This is a genomic window from Ruegeria sp. HKCCA4812, assembly GCF_013034245.1.
In the GTDB taxonomy this organism is placed as follows: Bacteria; Pseudomonadota; Alphaproteobacteria; order Rhodobacterales; family Rhodobacteraceae; genus Ruegeria.
This window is the reverse complement of record NZ_WQFQ01000002.1, coordinates 84,352-105,197: the sequence shown is the minus strand read 5'-3', so window position 1 is coordinate 105,197 and position 20,846 is coordinate 84,352. Positions and strand designations below refer to the sequence as shown.

At 57.1% G+C, this 20,846-nt stretch carries 18 protein-coding genes and 1 pseudogene; 10 read left to right on the top strand and 9 right to left on the bottom strand.

The features are described from left to right. The gene (locus GOW04_RS07850; protein WP_171232114.1) at positions 1-2,214 is read right to left on the bottom strand and encodes a TRAP transporter fused permease subunit; all 2,214 of its coding nucleotides are present in this window, start codon (positions 2,212-2,214) and stop codon (positions 1-3) included. A gap of 80 nt (positions 2,215-2,294) precedes the next feature. Continuing rightward, positions 2,295-3,302 (bottom strand): TAXI family TRAP transporter solute-binding subunit, encoded by a 1,008-nt coding sequence (locus GOW04_RS07845; RefSeq protein ID WP_171119318.1) that lies wholly within the window; start codon positions 3,300-3,302, stop codon positions 2,295-2,297. Positions 3,303-3,431: 129 nt separating this feature from the next. On the opposite strand from GOW04_RS07845, the gene GOW04_RS07840 reads away from it, so the two are divergent. Then, on the top strand, positions 3,432-4,376 hold the full coding sequence (locus GOW04_RS07840; RefSeq protein ID WP_171232113.1) for a LysR family transcriptional regulator: 945 nt from the start codon (positions 3,432-3,434) through the stop codon (positions 4,374-4,376). 44 nt (positions 4,377-4,420) lie between these two features. On the opposite strand, the gene GOW04_RS07835 is transcribed toward GOW04_RS07840, so the two are convergent. The 4 genes from GOW04_RS07835 to GOW04_RS07820 form a co-directional block, all read right to left on the bottom strand. Beyond that, entirely contained in the window at positions 4,421-6,634 is a 2,214-nt protein-coding gene (locus tag GOW04_RS07835) for a PAS-domain containing protein (RefSeq protein WP_171232112.1), read from the bottom strand. Between the two features lie 3 nt (positions 6,635-6,637). Then, positions 6,638-7,807 carry an FIST N-terminal domain-containing protein gene (locus GOW04_RS07830; protein WP_171232111.1) on the bottom strand — a complete coding sequence of 390 codons (1,170 nt, stop codon included), beginning with the start codon at positions 7,805-7,807 and terminating at the stop codon, positions 6,638-6,640. Between the two features lie 46 nt (positions 7,808-7,853). Beyond that, positions 7,854-8,537 (bottom strand): response regulator transcription factor, encoded by a 684-nt coding sequence (locus GOW04_RS07825; RefSeq protein WP_152460325.1) that lies wholly within the window; start codon positions 8,535-8,537, stop codon positions 7,854-7,856. 142 nt (positions 8,538-8,679) lie between these two features. Next, on the bottom strand, positions 8,680-8,820 hold the full coding sequence (locus GOW04_RS07820; protein WP_171232055.1) for a hypothetical protein: 141 nt from the start codon (positions 8,818-8,820) through the stop codon (positions 8,680-8,682). Here GOW04_RS07820 and GOW04_RS07815 point away from each other — a divergent pair. From GOW04_RS07815 to GOW04_RS07790, 6 genes are all read left to right on the top strand, one after another. Next, a complete protein-coding gene (locus GOW04_RS07815; RefSeq protein WP_174830304.1) occupies positions 8,812-9,051 on the top strand; it encodes a hypothetical protein in 240 nt (79 codons plus the stop codon). The genes GOW04_RS07820 and GOW04_RS07815 overlap by 9 nt on opposite strands. Positions 9,052-9,140: 89 nt before the next feature. Beyond that, positions 9,141-9,662 carry a transporter substrate-binding domain-containing protein gene (locus tag GOW04_RS07810; RefSeq protein ID WP_171232110.1) on the top strand — a complete coding sequence of 174 codons (522 nt, stop codon included), beginning with the start codon at positions 9,141-9,143 and terminating at the stop codon, positions 9,660-9,662. Between the two features lie 72 nt (positions 9,663-9,734). Further along, positions 9,735-10,259 (top strand): CoxG family protein, encoded by a 525-nt coding sequence (locus GOW04_RS07805; RefSeq protein WP_171232109.1) that lies wholly within the window; start codon positions 9,735-9,737, stop codon positions 10,257-10,259. Positions 10,260-10,287: 28 nt separating this feature from the next. Further along, positions 10,288-10,770 carry a (2Fe-2S)-binding protein gene (locus GOW04_RS07800; RefSeq protein WP_171232108.1) on the top strand — a complete coding sequence of 161 codons (483 nt, stop codon included), beginning with the start codon at positions 10,288-10,290 and terminating at the stop codon, positions 10,768-10,770. 80 nt (positions 10,771-10,850) lie between these two features. Further along, positions 10,851-13,211, top strand: a complete 2,361-nt coding sequence (locus GOW04_RS07795; protein ID WP_171232107.1) for a xanthine dehydrogenase family protein molybdopterin-binding subunit — start codon at positions 10,851-10,853, stop codon at positions 13,209-13,211. 132 nt (positions 13,212-13,343) lie between these two features. Continuing rightward, positions 13,344-14,135, top strand: a complete 792-nt coding sequence (locus GOW04_RS07790; protein WP_171119327.1) for a xanthine dehydrogenase family protein subunit M — start codon at positions 13,344-13,346, stop codon at positions 14,133-14,135. Positions 14,136-14,393: 258 nt separating this feature from the next. Here the strand turns inward: GOW04_RS07790 and GOW04_RS22205 are convergent. The 3 genes and pseudogenes from GOW04_RS22205 to GOW04_RS07775 all read right to left on the bottom strand — a co-directional run. Then, a pseudogene (locus tag GOW04_RS22205) lies at positions 14,394-14,498 on the bottom strand (hypothetical protein); the annotation flags it as partial. A gap of 343 nt (positions 14,499-14,841) precedes the next feature. After that, the gene (locus tag GOW04_RS07780; RefSeq protein WP_171232106.1) at positions 14,842-16,668 is read right to left on the bottom strand and encodes a BCCT family transporter; all 1,827 of its coding nucleotides are present in this window, start codon (positions 16,666-16,668) and stop codon (positions 14,842-14,844) included. A gap of 423 nt (positions 16,669-17,091) precedes the next feature. After that, on the bottom strand, positions 17,092-18,036 hold the full coding sequence (locus tag GOW04_RS07775; protein WP_171232105.1) for a PDR/VanB family oxidoreductase: 945 nt from the start codon (positions 18,034-18,036) through the stop codon (positions 17,092-17,094). 140 nt (positions 18,037-18,176) lie between these two features. On the opposite strand from GOW04_RS07775, the gene GOW04_RS07770 reads away from it, so the two are divergent. The 3 genes from GOW04_RS07770 to GOW04_RS07760 all read left to right on the top strand — a co-directional run bounded on the left by GOW04_RS07770 (position 18,177) and on the right by GOW04_RS07760 (position 20,839). Next, positions 18,177-19,082, top strand: coding sequence for a LysR substrate-binding domain-containing protein (locus tag GOW04_RS07770; RefSeq protein ID WP_171205174.1), 906 nt, complete (start codon positions 18,177-18,179; stop codon positions 19,080-19,082). Positions 19,083-19,185: 103 nt separating this feature from the next. Continuing rightward, the gene (locus GOW04_RS07765) at positions 19,186-20,343 is read left to right on the top strand and encodes an aromatic ring-hydroxylating dioxygenase subunit alpha (RefSeq protein ID WP_152460334.1); all 1,158 of its coding nucleotides are present in this window, start codon (positions 19,186-19,188) and stop codon (positions 20,341-20,343) included. A gap of 256 nt (positions 20,344-20,599) precedes the next feature. Beyond that, positions 20,600-20,839, top strand: coding sequence for a hypothetical protein (locus GOW04_RS07760; protein WP_171119331.1), 240 nt, complete (start codon positions 20,600-20,602; stop codon positions 20,837-20,839). Positions 20,840-20,846 lie beyond the last annotated feature (7 nt).

The window sequence follows — 20,846 nt, the reverse complement described above, 5'->3', positions numbered from 1 at the left end:
TCAGGCCGTTGCTTGAATTCGGCTGCGGGCGATCACCTGTGTGACAATGACAGGAGACGCCACCGCCAATGCGATCAGGTCAGCCGTCAGCGTGGGCGCCACGAAGATAATCCCGGCAATGGCCATCAGGATGCGCGACACGAGGTTGAGTGGCTGCAACCAATACCCCACGACCGCTGCCGAAAGGGCGATGACGCCGGCAATACAGCTGGCGGCGGTATAGGTGAATTCCCAAAGATCGAACCCGGTGGAAGACACGAACAGCAAAACCGGCGCATAGACGAACGCCATTGGCGCGATGACCTTGCCCAGTCCCAGCGTAAAGGCGGACAGCCCGGTGCGGAACGGGTTGGAATTCGCAATCGCCGCCGCCGCATAGGCCGACGTACAGACCGGAGGTGTGATCTCGGAGACCACGCCGTAATACAACACGAACAGATGGCTGGCGATGGGTGGAACCCCCAACTGCGCCAGCGCCGGCTGCGCCACCGAGACGAGCATGATGTACAGCGCCGTGGTCGGGATGCCGGCACCCATCAGGATGCAAACGATGGCAATGAAGACCAGCGAGATAAACAATTGCAGGTCTTCCATCGCAAACAATTGCCAGCTGCCGAACGAAATCATGTTGTAAAGGTCCGCGGCGAGGTTTCCTGCGCCCTGAGTAACCATGAACCCGATGCGGAAACCGATACCGGTTGTGTTGATCACACCAACGACGATACCTACCGCAGCGGCTGCAGCGCCCACGGCCAGAGAGTATTTCACACCCAACTCAACCGCTTGCAGCATCTCGGGCACTTCGATCCGTTTCTGCGGGTTCAGCGTGGCGATTACCGACAATCCGCACAGAATCGCCGTCATGGACAGGTCGAACCCACCGTCGGAGAACTTCCAAAGCACGAACGCAAGAAACGCCGCTGCGTAGATCAGTGTTGGCGGTTGCTTGATCCGCGACATGCCCGCGATCACCGCCAGAGATATGCCGCAGAAGGCCGACATGAAGGGCGTGTATCCAGTGAACAGAACCACCAGCAGACCGATCAGCGGCACGATATTGGCCCAACCCTCGGCCCAGACGGCCTTGAGCTGCGGCAATTGCTCTTTCGCCAGACCTTGCAGGTTCAGCTTGCGTGCCATCAGATGCACCACGGCAAAGACGCCGACATAGTGCAGGATCGCCGGAAAGATCGCTGCGATCACGATTGTGGTATAGGGCACCTCGAGGAACTCGGCCATGATGAAGGCCGCAGCACCCATGATGGGCGGAGTGATCTGACCACCGGCCGAAGACGCGGCCTCGACCCCGCCTGCAAAGTGACCGGGGTATCCAAGGCGCTTCATGTTGGGAATTGTCAGCGCGCCGGTCGAAACGGTGTTAGCCACCGAAGAGCCCGAGATCGTGCCGAAGAAGGCCGAGGATACCACCGACACTTTGGCCGGACCGCCCGTATAGCGACCCGCCAAAATGGTTGCGTTATCAATGAACAATTGTCCAAGCCCCGTTCGCTGAGCGATCACACCGAACAGGACAAAGTGGAACACGATGGTCGAAACGACCCAAAGCGTCACGCCGTAGATTCCTTCCTGCGGAAAGTACATTGACGATACGAAGGTTTTGAAGTTCACGCCCGGATGTTGCAGCAATCCGGGAAAATAGGGGCCCATCAGCGCGTATGAGATGAATACGCAGATGATCAGCGGCAATACCCAACCAAGCGTGCGGCGCGCAATGTCCAATACCAGAAGGATGATGATGACGCCGAGGATCACATCATAGATGTTTGGGTTGCCCATGCGGAAGGTTTGTTCCTCGATCCCCAGGAACGGGATGCCGCGCCAGGCGAAACCCACGTAAAGTGCGGCGATGATACCAAGCGCCATGAACACCAGATCATAAAGAGGGACGTTGCCGATGCGGAAGCGACTGACTTTGAGAGCATAGAGGCTTTTGGCCCCGACAATCGGGATCGTGGCGTAGACCAGAATGAACAGCAGAGCCAGATAGATGCCCATATGCCAGTGGTCGGCAGGCAGACCGAACCCAGCCGTGAAGAATTCGTAGAATGCAAAGATCAGGGCGACGACACGCAACACCTTGCCTGCCGTGGGCGTGACCTGCCGGACAGCGGCGCCTTCGTCGAACTGTTCTTCGATGGCCGCCAGTTCCTCGGCCGTCAGTTCGTGGTCATCAAGTTTCTGGGTCTCGGACATGATGGCCCCCCGATTTCGCATAATTCCAGAGTGCGGTGCCCCAAGAAGGGGCACCGACGACAGGTTTCAGTCAGGTGTGGTTATTGAAGAAGACCGGCTTCTTTATAGAATTTCTCGGCACCCGGATGCAGCGGAACACCCAGCGCCTCGACGCCGTCGAGCGCAGTGTCAGGCGTGATCTGCTTGCCCTTTGCGTGGCCGTTGTCCAGCAGCTTGCGCGTGTTGTCGTTCCACAGGGCCTTGGTCAGCTGATAGACCAGATCTTCGGACAGATCCGATGAAACAACCAGCATCGCGCTTACCGCGGGGGTCTTGGTTTCGGAATCGATGCCCTCATATACACCGCCCGGGATAGCGGACGGGATATAGGCAGGAATGATCTCGTTGATCTTTGCCAAATCTTCATCGCTGAAGGAATGCAGGTTCATGCCCTTGGTCGAAGACAGCTGCACCATTGCGGCAACCGGCCATCCTGCTGCGTAGAAATAGGCGTCCAGTTGGCCATCGGCCAGACGTTCGGCACTCTGGCTGTTGTTCAACTCGGCCTCATCCATGTTGTCACGGTTGACGCCCCAGGCTTCCAGCATTTGCAACACGGCCACCTGCGTGCCGGAACCAGCCTGAGCAATACCAACGCGCTTGCCTTTGAGATCACTCAGATCGTTGATCGTCTGGCCTGCGGGAAGAACCAGGTGCAGGTCTTCCGGGAACAGGTTTGCGACGATGCGCAGTTTCGGGTGGGGCTTGCCTTCAAACTTGCCCTCACCCAGATACATCGAACGGGTTACATCTGCCGCGGCCAGGCCGGCCTCAAGCTCGCCGTTTTGCACGGCGGCATTGTTGAAGACTGACGCCGTTGTCGACTGTGCGATCGCGATCAACCCGGGCACGCCGCATTGGCCGCCCTCTTCGCAGGGGCGTGAGCCCGGAGGGGCCGAAATTCCGTTGGCGATGGTCCCGCCGATCGGAAAATAAGTGCCGCCTGCACCGCCGGTGCCGATGCGGAAAAAGGTTGGGTCCTGTGCAAGCGCCGGTGCAGCCAATGCACCCGCCAAAGCCAAACCCGTCAGGCATTTCATCAATCTCATCGTAAGCTCCCAGTTGTGGATCATTGGATTCGGTTTGTCCGAATTCTGATCCGTTCAGCCTATGGAGTTTTAGCATAAATACAAATTTGTTATATTTAACAAAACGAAAGTTTCGCTTATATATTAAACATGAACCTTGCTCAATTGACTGTTTTTCGTGAGGTGATGGAAACCGGGTCCATCTCTCAAACCGCAAAGAAGCTGAACAGGACACAACCTGCTATCAGCCTGGCAATCAAGAACCTGGAAAGAAGTCTTGGACTGACCCTTTTCGAACGAAAAGGCCGGCGTCTGATCCCAGTGCCAGAGGCGCACTACCTGCTGGCCGAGACCACCGGAATACTGGACAGATTATCTACGGTTTCCAGCACGATGCACGGGCTTCTTAAAGGAAGTTCGGGCAACCTGAATATTGCAGCAATGCCGGGACCGTCCATTTTTGCCTTCCCGAATTTCATCAGCCGTTCCGTTGGCGGGAATCCGGACATCCGGGTTACGCTGTCAACCCGCAGTTCGCCACAGATAATGGAACTTGCAGGCACTCAGAACATTGATTTCGGGTTTGCTGATTTCGAACACGCGGTCGGAAAGAAGCCGCAATTCACGGCAGAGATCATCAGCGGAGACTGCTTTTGCGCAATGGATCGGGACAACCCGTTGGCGAAAGAAAAGGCTGTGACCATTTCGGATCTCGATGATGTGCCAATGGGTGGACTGTACGACACCCACCCTTTTCAGAAGAAAGTGCAACGCGCTTTTCAGATGGTTGCCGCCACTTACAAACCAAGTGTGACGTGCCAGTATTTTCTTCCGCTCATTCCGTTTGTTGGATCGGGGCAGTGCTGCTCGATTGTCGATCCGTTAACCGTCGCGACGGAACGGAAACTGAACATCTCGCATGGCCGTGTGGTATTCCTGCCTTTCAAGGACCCCCTCAGATACGAATACGCCATCCTGTCGCCGGATCACCGCCCCCCGTCGCAATTGGCGCTGAAAATAAAAGCGGGGTGGAAGGCGGAAGTTGTATCGATGCTGGATCAGACCAACGCGAACCCGCGGACGGATGATTTCTGAAAGACACGCGACCGCACTGTGACGCAGGCGACAACCGGAAGAACTCAGATGCCGCGCGCAACAGAGGCCTCCAGCGTCGATTTGAGCTGTTGCGCATCTATCGGTTTGTAGAACAGCGGCAGCTTTGCTTGTTTGCACTGCTGGACAAGCTCTTGTGATCGATTGGCTGAAATAATGCAGCCGGGCAAATGCCCGAATTCATCCGTCAGGGCACGCATGGCGTCCGTACCTGTTTTCCCGTTGTTCAATTGATAGTCTGCGACAACAAAATCTGGCAGGATACCTATTTCGCGCAGAAGGCCAATCGCTTCGCTTTCGCTTTCGCATTCAAGAACTTCGACGCCCCAGGATTCGATGGTCATGGTCAAGGCGCCGCGCAGGTTTTCATCGTTTTCGATCAACAGGGCGACGGTGTTGCCCAGCACATTCGAGTTCGGTTTTTGTACCACTGAAGAGCAGAGAGAAACCTCTGGATTTGCCCGGGCCAAAGGTATTTCGACCGAAAACCCCGTTCCCTTTCCAACTTCGGAAAACAGGTGGATGGGGTGTTGAAGCAATCCGCAGGCCCGCTCGACAATCGCAAGACCCAACCCCATGCCTTCGGCGGCGCTGGCATCTGAATGCAAACGCTGAAATTCCTGAAACACGATATCTCTTTGATCTGATGCTATGCCGATGCCCGTGTCCCAGACTTCCAAAGCAATTGCGTTCTTGCGATGCCTGACACCAACAAGAACTTTCCCGGTCTCGGTATACCGGATCGCGTTTGACAGCAGATTCTGCAATATACGCCGAAGGTAACTGGCATCGCTTGTGACCAGAGCCTTTGTGTCAACAAAACGCAATTTCAGACCTTTGGCCTGGGCGACGGGATTGAATGCGTCTTCCATCTGCAAGAAAAGCTCGCCCACCGACACTGTGGACAGATGCGCCTTGGCCCGCCCGGAATCCAGCTTTGAGATGTCCAGCAGGGCTTCGAGAATGTGTTCGACACTGTTCAGGGCGCTTTCTGCTTTTGCTGCGACAGTTCGGGCGGTGTCAGTGTCCAAACCGCTGCCCAGTGACGCAACATAGAGCTTTGCAGCAGACAGAGGTTGCAACAGGTCATGGCTGGCGGCGGCCACAAAACGCGATTTTGACGCGTTCGCCCGTTCAGCCTCGTTCAGCGCGTCCGCAAGTTCCATTGTGCGTGACGCCACACGTTGTTCCAAAAGTTCCTTGGCTTCATACAAGGCCTGCGCAGACCTCCGTTCCGCAGTTACATCGGTAAAGGAAATCACAAAGCCCCGATCGGGCATTTCCTGGGCAAAGACCGACAGGATTTTCGATCGCCCCCGATGCATCTGGAACTGAAGAGGGCGGCGATAGGTTGGTCGGCTGACCCAATCCAGCAGATCCGCCTCGGTTATGCCTTTCTGAAAGCTGATGTTGTCGCCCAGGCGATTGGACAGGGTTTCAAACCGCGTGCCCATCTGAAACTGAGTGATCGGTATGGCCAAAAGCTCGCTTGCGCGGGTGTTCCACCCGATCATGCGGTGCTTGTTGTCAAAGATGCAGACGCCCTGATCGATATGTTCAAGCGTGGCGCGGATCAACCGCGCCTTATCGTCAAGAATGCGATCCCTTTCTTGCCGTTCGATCCGCATGATATCTGTCACGTCGGTTTGCAGGATCACGGTGCCCCCGTCTGGGGTGCGGTGTTCTGACACCTGCGTCCACCGATTGCCCGAAAGACGAACATTGAACACCACGTGGTCATCTGCGTGACGATCCAGACGGCTTTTGGCCCAGTCTTCTGGGGTCATTGTCTCTGGCAAGGACAGGAACCCGGATTGGCTGACCAGTTCCACGTAGTCGGCAAAGCGCAAGCCGGGGTTCAGCTGTTCCTGAATGTCGGGCATATGCATCCCGAACCGGCTGTTGCACAGCACCAGTTCTTCGTCACGATTGAACAGGGCAAAGCCTTCCTGCACCGTTTCGATCGCATTTGCCAAATCTGCGCGCGCCGCTTCGGTTTCCTTGTTGGCCTGCGCCAACCTGGCGTTGGAGTCATTCAGAAGCTCAAGCGCACGCTCAAGGTCATCCGTACGGGCGCGGACCTCTTGTTCAAGCACCGCCGCCCGTTGGAACTGAGCATAAGCCGCGCCAGAGGCATTGGTGGATTCTTCGACCCGCCGCATCAGGGCTTCGGCGATTTTCCTAAGCTTCTCGTTCTGACGATCAAGGGAGTCCGAGGGGTCTGTGAGATGCTCGATCATACCTTACTCTTTCTCGGGCGGGTATATCGCCACGCCGGTCAGGGTCTGGTTCACATGGATCGAATTGAATTGCTCTCCATAGGTCGAGAAACCGACCACGTGATGGCGGGACAGGATGTCCGAGATCGCGTGCGTCTTCTGCTTTTGCTGGGCCTCCAGCCGACGAAGGATGCAGTCACAACCCAAAATGGTGTCGGGTTGCTGCTTCTCGGTCAACAGGCTGATTTCTTCCTGTAGATGTTCAACCATGTCCCGAGGTTCTGCCAGCGTCAGGACCAAGCCTTCGTCAATCGCCGAAAAAAAGACGAGATCGCCATTTCCCGCCACCTGCTGGATCGCGCGGACATGGTGTTGCCCGCCTATTTGCACAACGACCGGATGGGCCGCGAATGTGAATGTGGTGAGCTGTTCGGGGTCTTTGCCGAGAATACGGGCGTATTCGCGGGCAGCGGGTTCGGCATTGATTTCCTGAACGATGCGTTTTGCCGGGTCTGCCTTGGTCACGACCATGCGATGGGCGGTGGGCAGAAGGTGATCGGTCTTGAACACCTTGATCGGACACCGCGTGCGAACCTGCGTGAGTACGGCTGCGTTGCTTCTTGCCTGTCCCTGATACAGAACATATGTGCGCCCGAATTTGGTTCCATCCCCCGCCGAACCGCCGAACAATGGTACCGGCCCCAACCCCACAGCCAATTCCGACGTCAGTTCATCTTCTTTTGTCGACAGCCCGTCGATCATCAGAAAAGTGAATTCATGGCTCCAGTCGGGTGCGTTCGCCATCATCGCATTTCTGTTGTGGATCATCTCTTTGATGATGCTGTCGGAATCGAATTCGTTGAGATCCGGAACAAGAACCGTGCGTATGTCGAAATGGGATTGCGGCAGGCCGATCGCGACGATCTGATCTTCGCAATACCCACTATCCGCCAGCTCTCCGGCGGTGGTGCAACCAACAATCGGGGTCGGCGCAAAGGCTCGTTCGGCATCCGCGATCACCACGGATGCATCGGCGTTCGGGCTGACAAAAAGAATGACAAGCGCAAGTGGGTCATCACCCAACTGGCGTTTGAGTGTCTCGATCGACTGCCCGGTGTCGTGGCGTGCAAAAGCCGTTTTGACGATGCCTGGCGTACGGGCCCGGGCTGTTGCCCACCCGACTGCTTGGTCCATCGTGCCTCCTCCCTAAAAGCGCGACGATGACGTGAGAGTATGACGCTTAGCCTTGGTCTTGCAAGACACTGGCAAAGGACGCTTTCTTGACGATCAGAACCGCCTGCGTGCGGCTTTGAACACCCAGTTTTCGCATTATTGCTGTCACGTGCGCTTTGACCGTCGTTTCCGCAATCGACAAGTCATAGGCGATTTGCTTGTTCAGTTTGCCTTCGCAGATCAGTTGCAGGATGCGCGCCTGCTGATTTGTCAGTGTCGCCAGTCGTTTTACGGCTTCGCCGTGTTCGTCCTCTTCCTCTGCGTCAATCAAAACACAGCCCTCCGGCACGAAAACGTCACCGGCATGCACTGTCTCGAATGCAGTGCGGAACACGTCGCGCTGACTGTGCTTGGGGACATAGCCTGATGCGCCGGCCTGTATCACCTGGCTGACAACGCGGTTATCCGTCAGAGACGACACCACGATCACCGGTGCGTCCGTGGAAGCCTTCAAGCGGATCAGACCTTCCAGACCGTCCACATCCGGCAAATTGAGATCCAGCATGACCGCATCGGGTTTCAGCCCACTTGCCAGCAGATCCAAGGCGTCCTCCAGTCGGTCTGCCGTATGTATTTCCCGGATCTGAGCCACACTTTGCAGGGTCATCGACAAGGCGTCGCAAAACAACGGATGGTCATCAACGATCAGAACGTTATCGAAATCATTGCGCGCGGCGGATTCAGCAAACATCTGGTATAGCCTTTTGCATTCAAATGGTCTCCAGCCTAACCAATCCTAGCAACGAATGAAAACCACGCATACTGGCGGAAGGTCGTATAACAACGCGCACCCCGGATCAGGGGTACGCGTCAGGGTTTTGTCGGATCCCGGATCAGTTCACCGAAGCCAGTTCCTTTGGCAGGCGGAAGATCCACAAGGTACCACCCTGGTTCAGATAGTTGACCTTCTTGACCACATCACGCCCCAGAACGAGATCACCAAGTTGCCGGCCTTCGGAGATCTGTTGGGCCAAAAGGCCGCCCGGGCCATTCGCACCTATATCGAAACACGCCCCGACGATGGTGCGCTGGACGATTATACGGATCGGCTGAAAGAAATCCGTGACCTGCTGGCATCCATGGCCGACGGTGGAGAAGGTGATGCCGCAGCGCTTCAGTCGGATCTCAGCCAGATTGCCAGCACCGTGGAAACAGGATCGGGCGCCCTGTCGATGACAGCGTGGCCTTCCGCGCAGCTGTTTTGATCTCAGCCGGCAGCCCTGATTTCTCATAGGCGGCGAAACAACTCACAATTGGATTGTCTGCCGCGTAACAGGAAGGCAGACTGAGGCACATGATCGGACGCACGTTTTCTTTCTCCCTGTTGGCTGCCGCTCTTTCATCCGGAATGGCGATGGCCCGATGCGAGGATCGTGTGTCTCAACCCAAACCACAAAACGCCAGCCGGGATATCCTTGGCGCTGATCTCGATACCATCGTCGCGCGCGGCTATATCAAATTTGCGGCTTATGACGACTTTGCCCCGTGGTCCTATGAGAAAGACGGCAAGATACAGGGCGTGGATATCGACACCGGAACATTGATCGCCGAAGAGCTGGGTGTTGACGCGCGTTTCAATCTGGTGGCTGCCGGCGAAAACCTTGAGGTCAGGCTGACGCCGGAGCTTGACTTCAATACCCCACCCCTTCCCGGTTTTGCCGTCAGTTCATGGACCGCTGGCGTGGACGTTCATTTCGCCTATAGCGGCCTCAGCTATGCTGTTGACGACGCCATTTATGCGGCGTTGCAGGACAGGCGCATCGCCGAAATCTCCAAACGTCGCGGCCTTACACATTCACCCCCTGCCCTACGGTGACTACACCCAAGGTCTTATAGGCAAGGCTGCGGACACCGCGTAGCGTAACAAAAATATACTTGGAGAAGTGAAATGGAACTCAGTGACAGCCGCGTCATCGCCGCGCCGCGATCCAAAGTCTGGGCCTCGCTCTTGTCGGCAGAAGTTCTGAAGGAATGCGTGCCGGGATGTCAGGAGATGACAGGCTCGATCGAAGACGGGTTCGAGGCCACCGTCGTGCAAAAAGTAGGCCCGGTCAAAGCGACGTTCAAAGGCTCTGTAACCCTTTCTGATCTCGTGGAGCTTGAAAGCGTGAAGTTATCGGGTGAAGGTAAGGGAGGAGCCGCCGGATTTGCCAAAGGCGTGGCCGACGTCACCTTGTCGGATGCCCCCGAAGGCACACTGCTGACCTACGCGGTCGATGCACGCGTCGGTGGCAAACTGGCTCAGTTGGGGGGGCGCGTGATCGATGGGGTTGCCAAAAAAATGGCCGACCAGTTCTTTGAGAACTTCCAGAATGCGGTCGAACCTCAGGATGCATCCGAGCCCGAAACCTCGGAAGAAGGCGAGACCGGGGAAGAAAAGAAAGGTTGGATCAAGCGCGTGTTAGGCGGTTGATCCTTTGGAATTCAGGGAGGAGAAAGTCATGAAAATTTCCATAACCGTGAACGGCAAAGCCGTAAGCGGAGACGTCGAGGGCCGGACATTGCTGTCCGGTTTTCTGCGCGATCATCTGTCTTTGACGGGCACGCATGTGGGGTGCGACACTGCGCAATGCGGCGCTTGCGTGGTGCATGTGAATGGCGAAGCGGTGAAATCGTGCAACATGCTGGCTGCCGAAGCAGATGGGGCTGATGTCGGCACGATCGAAGGCCAGGCAACAGCGGATGGGTCGTTGAACGTGATACAGCAGGCGTTTCAGGATCACCACGGTCTGCAATGCGGATTCTGCACTCCGGGCATGGTAATGAGCGCCGCCGCGCTGCTGAAAGAGAGCCCGCGCCCGACCGAGGCCGAAATCCGGAAGTATCTGGAGGGCAACCTGTGCCGCTGTACCGGATATCACAACATCGTCAAAGCGATCATGGCCGCATCCGGCCAGGACGTGGGCAGCATCGCTGCGGAATGATGCCGCTGCGGGCGTCGGAAGCACGCCCGTGGGATGAGTGAGGGATGCAACAGTATCCGTTTATGGGAGGAGAACAAGCAATGCCCAAAGACAGTGGCATCGGAGCCAGTTCCAAGCGGCGCGAGGACGTGCGCTTTCTGACCGGAGCAGGCAATTATACCGACGACATCAACGTACATGGCCAGGCCTATGTGCATTTTCTGCGGTCCGACATCGCGCATGGCCGGATCAAATCCGTGGACACTTCGGCGGCCGAAGGCATGCCGGGTGTGGTCAAGGTGTTTACCGGCAAGGATTTCGACGGCGTGGGCGGCATGCCCTGCGGCTGGGAAGTCACCGACAAGCACGGCGCGCCGATGCAAGAGCCGCCGCACCCCATTCTGGCGCAAGGCAAAGTGCGTCATGTGGGCGACCCGATCGCAGCCGTTGTGGCCGACAGCCTTGAGCAGGCCCGCGACGCGGCTGAGGCCATCGAAGTGGATATCGAGGAACTGCCCGCGGTGATCGACATGAAGGCAGCCGCGCAGGATGGCGCGACGCTGGTCCATGACGATCTGAAGAACAACATCTGCTATGACTGGCAGCTGGGTGAGGCGGACGATGCCAAGGTGAACGAGGTGTTTGCCAACGCCGCTCATGTCACCACGCTGGAGCTTGTGAACAACCGTCTGGTCGCCAACCCGATGGAACCGCGCGTGGCCGTGGCGGAATACAGCCGGGGCACGGATGAGTATACGCTTTATACCACGTCGCAGAACCCGCATGTGATCCGGCTGCTGATGTGCGCCTTCGTGCTCGGCCTGCCCGAGCACAAGGTCCGCGTCGTGGCGCCGGATGTGGGCGGCGGTTTCGGCACCAAGATTTTCCACTATGCGGAAGAGGCATTCTGTACCTTTGCCGCCAAGGCCTGCAACCGCCCGGTCAAGTGGACGGCCAGCCGGTCCGAGGCGTTCATGTCGGATGCACAGGGCCGCGACCATGTCAGCAAGATCGAGCTGGCGCTGGATGCCGACAACAATTTCGTCGGCCTGCGCACCAACACATACGCCAATCTGGGCGCGTATCTGTCGACCTTTTCCAGCTCGGTCCCGACCTGGCTGCACGGGACGCTGATGGCGGGCAACTACAAGACGCCGGTCATTCAGGTGAACGTGAAGGCGATGTTCACCAACACGGTGCCGGTGGACGCCTATCGCGGCGCAGGCCGCCCCGAGGCGACGTACCAGCTGGAACGTGTAATCGACAAAGCCGCGCGCGAACTGGGTGCCGATCCGATCGCCCTGCGTCGACAGAACTTCATCACGCAGTTCCCCTACGACACGCCGGTGGCGCTGACCTATGACACGGGGGATTACAACGGAACGATGGACAAGCTTGAGGCCGCCGCCGATCTGGCAGGTTTTGCAGCGCGGCGCGCGCAAAGTGAAGCCAACGGCAAGCTTCGGGGTTTGGGCATCAACTGCTATATTGAGGCCTGCGGCATCGCGCCTTCCAACATTGTCGGCATGCTCGGCGCCCGAGCGGGTCTTTATGATGCGGCAACGGTTCGGGTAAATGCGACAGGCTCCATCAGCGTCATGGTCGGCGCGCACAGCCATGGGCAAGGGCACGAGACGGCCTTTCCGCAGGTGGTGGCCGACATGATCGGTATCGACGAGTCGATGGTCGAGATCGTGCATGGCGATACCTCGAAAATCCCGTTTGGTATGGGCACATACGGTTCGCGTTCGCTGGCGGTCTGTGGCTCGGCCATGGTCAAGGCGACCGAAAAGGTGATCGAAAAGGCCAAGAAGATCGCGGCGCATCTGCTGGAGGCGTCCGAGGCCGATATCGAGCTCAAGGACGGTCAGTTCAGCGTCGCGGGTACTGATAAGTCAGTGGCCTGGGGCGATGTGACCCTGACGGCCTATGTCCCGCACAACTATCCGCTGGAAGTGGAACCCGGATTGGAGGAAACCGCTTTCTATGATCCGGCCAACTTTACCTTCCCGGCAGGCGCCTATGCCTGCGAGGTCGAGGTCGATCCGGAAACCGGTCAGGTCAGCATCGAGAAATTCACTGCGGCGGATGATTTCGGCAACATCATCAATCCGATGATCGTGGATGGTCAGGTCCATGGCGGTATCGGTCAGGGCATCGGGCAGGCGCTGCTTGAGAACTGTGCCTATGACGAAAACGGCCAGCTGCTGAGTGCGTCCTTCATGGACTATGCGATGCCGCGTGCGGATGACGTGCCATTCTACGGCGTAGATCATTCCAGCCAGACGCCGTGTACGCACAATCCTTTGGGCGTAAAGGGCTGTGGCGAAGCCGGTGCGATCGGGTCGCCGCCTGCGGTCGTCAACGCGGTTCTTGACGCGCTGAATTCGGGCGGCAAGGCGGTGGACCATATCGACATGCCGGTCAGCCCCTCGCGCGTTTGGGCGGCGATGAACGGTTGAGTGGAGAGAGCGGACCGGGGGCCGGCCCGTCGCCATTGGTTTCTCGGACCAATGACGCAACCAATAACGACCCCCGGGATATTTACAGCCAGATGAAGGGCGGATCCGCGCCTTTCGGAAAGGAAAGACGAAATGTACAGTTTCGAGTTTGAGAAACCCTCGACCATTGCTGATGCGGTTGCTGCACTGGCCGCCGAGGATGCGCAGGCGTTGGGGGGCGGACAGACGCTGATCCCAACATTGAAGCAACGGTTGGCGGCCCCGTCCAAGTTGGTGTCGGTCAGCGGAATTCCCGAGATGCAAGGCGTTTGCATCGAGGATGACGGATCGGTGTCGATCGGTGGCGCGACGCCCCACGCTGTCGTCGCCCGCGAGGCCGCAGGGTCGTATCCAGCGCTTGCAGCGCTGGCCGGTCAGATTGGCGATCCGGCAGTCCGCAACCGCGGGACGATTGGCGGCTCGGTTGCCAACAATGACCCTGCGGCCTGCTATCCGGCAGGCGTATTGGGATCAGGGGCGACTATCGTGACCAATACGCGCCAGATTGCCGCCGATGACTTTTTCCAGGGAATGTTCACGACAGCTCTGGATGAGGGTGAAATCATCACATCAATCCGTTTCCCGGTACCGCAAGCCGCGAGCTACCGGAAATTCCTTCAGCCAGCGTCGCGTTTTGCGCTTGTTGGGGTCTACCTGGCTCGCTTTGCGGACGGCGTACGCGTCGCGGTTACCGGCGCGAGCGAGGACGGCGTTTTCCGGTGGTCCGAGGCTGAACAGGCGCTGAACAAGGAATTTCGCCCTGATGCCCTTATGGACCTGCGTGTAAATCCGGCGAACATGATTGCGGATCTGCATGGGAGCAAGGCGTATCGAGCCCATCTTGTTTCCGTCATGACCAAACGCGCAGTTGAAGACTGCTTGTAAAGAATTGGTCGGTAAAATCGAAAAGTCCCGGTGTGATCCGGGGCTTTTTATCCTTGCAGTGTCACCACTTTTCCATTGGGGCGGACACAGATCGCGATGCACTCGCCGGCTGCCCGCGCAAGGGTCGCGGCTATTTCTGCCTCGGAAGCATGACAGAATGCCGTTGAAAGCGCGTCTGGCGTCGTAGCGTCCGGTGCCGGGACTGGACGTAGCAATGGCGCTGTCTTTCAAATGCGTGACTTCGACAAGTCCGTGCACTGGATCCGAGACGCCCAGCAGCCTCTGATGGCCGCTTGCATAACACTTTCCGATATTGACCAGAACCTTGTCCCACCCGGCTTTGCGCAAGGCGCAAACAACCAGATCGGTGGCGAAACCTTGAGCGATGCCGTTCAGGGTAAGCGCTAGTCCCTGCCCATAGCACTAAGGCGGCCCTGCAACCAAAGTTGCAACCGCAAGGACATCGACCTTGGCGGGTGATGCGGCCCTCGCCGGTCCGGTGTGCAAAATGTCACCACGTCAGCCAAGGGCGGCGGACGTACGGGGTATTCGGCCGGTCGACAAGGGGCAGGTTGGTTCGCCGATCAGTGCGGCTTTGGCCTCGGGGTGATATTGGGGTTTTTCACGTCAAAGGCGACACTTTGCCCAATAAGAACAGGCCGCCCAGATGGGGGCGGCCTGACCAGGTTTTTCTTGTGCCTACGCCTTACTCGGCTGCCTGCGTGCTGCTGGCAGAGTGCTTGTCACGCTGACTGTCGCGGAACAGCGCCTTGGCCAGCGATACGCACATCAAGCCCATCACCATGGTGAACGGAAGCGCGCCGATGATCATGGCATTGCGCAGCGCGTCCATAGGGTTGTTTTCACCCGCCGCCAGGATCAGCGCACCGATCACTGCCGTCAGGATCACACCCCAGATGATGCGGTGCTTGATACCGGTTTCCTGACTACCACCTGACATGATGGTGTTCATCACGAGAATGCCCGAGTCCGCCGAGGTCACCAGGAAGGTCATGATCAGGATCACGCACATAACGTTCAGCATGGACAGTAGACCACCGTCGATCATGTAAGACAGTGTTGTGAACAGCTTGTTGGTATTCGATGCACCGATGATCGCACCTTCTGCCGCGCCTGCCAGTTCCAGATCGATCGCTGTACCGCCCAGAACGGTCATCCAGGCAAAACACACCAGCGCAGGTGCGAACACGCAGCCCAAGATGAACTCGCGGACGGTGCGACCTTTGGAGATGCGCGCCAGGAACAGACCCACGAAGGGCGAGAACGCGATCCACCATGCCCAGTAGAAGGTGGTCCAGCCTGCCTGCCAGCCGAATTGACGACCTTGCTCACCCGCAGCATAAGCCGCGGCCAAGGTTGCTTCGTCCAACTCGGCTGCTGCACCTTCCAGACCGCTTTTGAAGCCGTCGAAGCTACCCCAGGCGTTGGTCGCCCCACCCATCAGGTCTGCGGCATATGCTTGCGCCTCGGCCGGCAGGGCCGCTGCGAATGCTTCGGCCGACAGCGGGCCATAGGCGTTGAAGCTGAGCGACAGGAAGTGCAGGACATAATCGACCATGGCAGTACCATAAGTGGTCATGGCAAAGACAAACGAGCCGAAGACCACGAAAGTGCCCAGCAAGATGATCGACAGCACCAGATTCAGGTTGGACAGGTACTTAACACCCCGGCCAACACCGGATACCGCCGAAATGATCGACAGGCCCATGATGACGACCAAGCCTGAAATCAGACCAACCTTGCTGGGGGTCGGCACCTCGCCGCCCAAATCCATGATCCACTGCATGCCGGTGATCGCATAAAGTCCGTCGATGAACTGGCTGACGCCATAACCGATGGTTACGGACACACCGAGGATCGTCGCGACAACGCCCAAAACGTCGACCACGTGGCCGAAAAAGCCGTTGACGAAACGGCCAAACAGCGGAGTCAGCGCCGAGCGGATCGTCAAAGGCATGTCGCGTGTGTAAGCGTAGTAAGCCAACGACAGACCGGTCACAACGTAGATCGCCCAGGCGTGGAAGCCATAGTGCAGGAAAGTGAAGCGGTAAGCCGATTGCAATGCCTCAGGTGTGTTACCTTCGACCGCGCCGGAAACGACAACCGGGTTCGATCCCCAAAGACCCAGCGGTTCTGCTGTGGCGAAAACCATGAGCCCCACACCAAGACCGGCACCGAACATCATGGAGAACCATGAGAAGTTCGAAAACTCGGGCTTTTCCCCCGGCGTTCCCATGATCCGACGACCCGTGGACGGGATGATCGCAACAACGGCAAGGAAAAAGAAGAAAAAACCGACAATGACGATGTAGAAGCTGTTGAAGACCTCCAGCAACTGGCTGTTCAGGCTGCCCAATGTGCTGTTTGCATTCGCTGGGAAAACCAGGGCCCACAGGACCAGCCCGACCATGATGGCCTTGCTGATCAGGGCAATTGGGACGCTGTAGTTTTCATAGAATCCGGAATCAGCCGTTTCTATTTCAACGTCCGTGAAAGGTTCGGGTATCGACATATCGCGCGTTCCTCCTCGAGTGTGTCGTTTTTGTTCTTCTGAAAAAGTGCTGGAAAACATCGCGTTGCACGACGTGGACAATCATGCACGTTGCACAAACCGATGTTGAGTTGTGTTCAGCCCAAACTTGGGCTTGCAGTAATAACGCGTGCTCCCATTACGTCTCTTACTGCAAATTTCCTCCGATTACTTGCTGCCTGCTGTCATCACCGGTCCTGGTGGTAAGTCAGCCTGTGGTTGAATATCGTCGCAGCATCCAAAGTGGTTGTTGGGTTTCCAGTTTCGAAAAACCTATAGCAAGGGTGAGATGTTCTAACTTGAGAATCCGACACTTCGATCACATGAAGCGACCACCGAATTCACTCGATTGCGATGTTAGCGAGAACACTACGGCGACATGATTTGTTGTGACCACTGCGTCCTTCACAGCTTCAGGACCAGTTTATCGGACTTGGCCCGCGAAACGCAGGTGCACAGGAATTCGTGGCTTTCCTGCTCTTGCGGTGTGAGTATTCCGTCGCGGTGATCGACCTGCCCTGACACTACGTCAACAATGCATGACCCGCACAACCCTTCAGAGCAGCCGAAATCGACATGCACGCCGTTGCTTTGCAATACTTCGAGAATGGTTTCCTCCTTTCCAACCGGGTAGACCGCGCCGGTTGACTGGATTTCGATCTGAAATTCCGCGTTTGGGTCGTGGTCGATGTCAGAGGCGGGTGCAAATCGTTCAAAATGGATTGCCCCGCCACGCAAGGATGCACCTGCTTCCAGAACAGCATTCAGCATCGGTTCAGGTCCGCAGGTATACACATCCGCACCGACCGGCATCGATTGCATGACCGATGCCAGATCAAACATGCCGTCTGTGTCATCGCAATGCAAATGATACCATTCATCCAGCCCAAGGGCCCTGAACTGCGCGTCCATCGCTGCAAATTCTTTCGATCTTACAAGGTAGTAGACCTGAAAATCCTGCCCGCGGTTCATCAGTTCCCGCGCCATTGCAACCAGCGGAGTCGCCCCGATGCCGCCTGCGATCAACGTGACATGCCGATCGTGGTTTTCGAGTTTGAAGTGATTCCGCGGCCCGCCAATTTCGACCATCGCCCCTTCTTGAAGCGCGTGCATGGCCACCGAGCCGCCACGCCCTTCATCTTCGCGTTTGACGGCGACATTGATTACACGGCCGTCCTGACTCCAGCTCCACAGTGAATACTGCCGCACCAGATCGTCGGCCAGATGGATATCGACATGTGCACCGGGTTGAAGGCTTGTGAAGCGGCCGTTTTCGATTTCAAAGCAAAAATCGGACGTGTCCGGGCTCAGCCGTGTTTTGCGCACGAGGCGGGCAACTTGTGTATCCATTACACATCCTGTTCGTTCTCGGTCGACCTTGGTTCTGTACCCGATCGCAAACAGCAGGAAAAAACATAGATTTCAATTGCAAAATTTCTCACATTCGGATGAATGTAGCTCACCTCTACCTTTTGAGCAACGCAGCACCCATGTCACGACGCCACTATAATCTTCCACCACTCACGACTTTGTCGGCCTTCGAGGCCGCCGCGCGGCATCTCAGCTTCAAAGAAGCGGCCGGCGAACTGTCGGTTACGCCAGGCGCTGTCAGCCATCAGATAAAAGCGCTGGAAAGTGAACTGGGTTCGGCGCTGTTCGTCAGAAAGCACAGGGGCGTAGAGCTGACCGAGGATGGCCAGGACCTGTTTGAAGTGCTCGGTTCGTCGTTCCGGCAGATATCGAAGGTGCTTGAAAAGATTCGCAGCGGCGATTCAGAAAATCCGGTGACGGTCGGGTCCACTACCGCAGTGGCGGCGTTGTGGCTTTCTCCGTCGGTCATCCGGTTCTGGCAAGACTACCCGCACGTAAAAGTGAACCAGATGGCGCAAGACAAGCCATTCTCGGACAGACCGGATATCGACTTTTTCATCCGTTACGGTCGTGACGTGAACTCGCAGCTGAACCATACTAAACTGTACCGTGATACTCTGACGCCGGTCTGTAGCCCCGAGATGGCCATGGAACTGAAGGGGGCAAGCCTTGAAGACCTGGTCGAACGTCGCCTGATCCACCTTGAAACGCAGGACAACACCTGGACCACTTGGCCGTCTTGGTTTCACGACCTCGGATATACCGGAGTTGTACCGGTGCAGTCGCGCGTAAACAGCTATGCGTTGGCGTTGCAGTTGGCCCGGAAAGGGGCCGGGCTTGCATTGGGGTGGAAACGCTTGATCCAGCCCATGCTGACATCAGGAAAACTTGTTGCGCTGGAAGAATTCAGCCTCCCTGCCCCGAACAATTTTTACCTCGTCGGTCGCCCGGACGACCAACTGACAGAAGGTGCCCTGGCGCTGAAAAACTGGTTGCTGGATGAATTGTCCGGGGGTTCGGTTTAGTCTGCCTCAATCGGCCATGAGGTTTTTTGATATTGAATGAAGCCGGCTCGACCGGCCAATGGGAGTAACGTTCAACACATTCCGAATTACTCAGGAGCAACCGATGAACAAGCATTCAGCGCTTTCGTCTGTTCTGACCCCGGTAAACACCGCCAAGGGCCTGCCGAACGAGCATTATATCGATCCCGATGTCTTCGCCGAGGAACGGGAGGCGGTCCTGTTCGCGAACTGGTCGGGCATAGGTTTTGGCAAAGACATTCCCGAAGCGGGAGATGCCTTTCCGATCGACTTCCTCGGGGTGCCGCTTCTGATGGTGCGCGACCGTGACGGGCAGATCGGCGTTTTCCAGAACACCTGCCGCCATCGCGGAATGATTTTGGTCGACAAGCCGCAGAAAATCCGCGGCGCGATCCGATGCCCCTATCACAGCTGGTGTTACGGCCTGAATGGCGAACTGCGCACTGCGCCGCATGTAGGTGGCCCCGGACAGAACACGCATGAAGATCTGGACTTTGCTGAACTGGGCCTGATCCGCATACGTTCCTATGTCTGGCGCGACGTTGTCTTCGTGAATGTGGATGGCAACGCCCCGGAGTTCGAAGAGGTCCATCGCGAATTGATGGAACGCTGGAAAGATTTCGAACAGCCCATGTATCATGGCGGTGCCGGCGCGTCTGTCCGGCTCGAGCTGGAGTCGAACTGGAAACTGGCGGTCGAAAATTTCTGCGAAAGCTATCACCTGCCCTGGGTTCACCCGGGTCTCAACAGCTATTCGCGTCTGGAAGACCACTACAACATCAATGAACTGGGCAAGTATTCGGGTCAGGGCACCTACGTCTATCGCCAGTTTGAAGGTCAAAACGGCGAAAAACTGGATGACTTCCAGAATCTGAGCGAAAAGTGGAACGAAGGGGCGGAATACATCGTCGTGTACCCGAACACCTTGCTGGGTGTTCAACGCGACCATGGATTTGCCTTCATCATCGATCCGATCACGCATGAGCGGTCGAACGAAAGGATCGAGCTGTACTACGCCAAAAAACCGGAAGACGCACCCGAGCACGAAGCGTTGCGCGCAAAGAACGCGCAGCTTTGGAAAACCGTTTTCGAAGAGGATGTGTTCGTGGTCGAGGGCATGCAGAAAGGCCGTCATGGCGTCAAATTCGACGGCGGCCGTTTCTCGCCCGCGATGGATGGCCCAACGCATTGTTTCCACCACTGGGTGGCCACTCAGATCGAAAAAGCCCGTGCCGAGGCATAAACGGCTTTCCGGCCGGATCATGGGCTGAGGGCGCCACGGATGTATCCTGCTCGGTCATTTGCAATCAGGAACATCGCAGGTGCAGGCGATGTTCCACGATTGCGCAAAGACGCGTGCGGATGCGTGTGATGGGTTCATCAAGGGCCGGTCCGCATCGTTAACGGCGCTGGGAAATCAGAACTCAGGCGCAAAAAGGTAGAAAGCGTATGATTGCGTACAGGCCAACACACTTCGCGTTTCCGGTAAGAGGCTGACCTTGGATCTGCAAGAACTCGACAAGCACCTGTTGCAGGCTCATGCGGATAATGATGTGCCTGCGCTGATCCGGCTGTACCACGAGGCAGCCGACCGGGCCGAGCAAAACCAGGATCTCGACGCTGCTTGTTTTTACCTTACACATGCGTTTGTGTTCGCGCTGGAATACGGCGCGCCCGAAGCGGATGAGTTGAACCGAAAACTATACGAGCGCGGCCGCGCCCATCGTTTGGTGTTCTGACGAAATC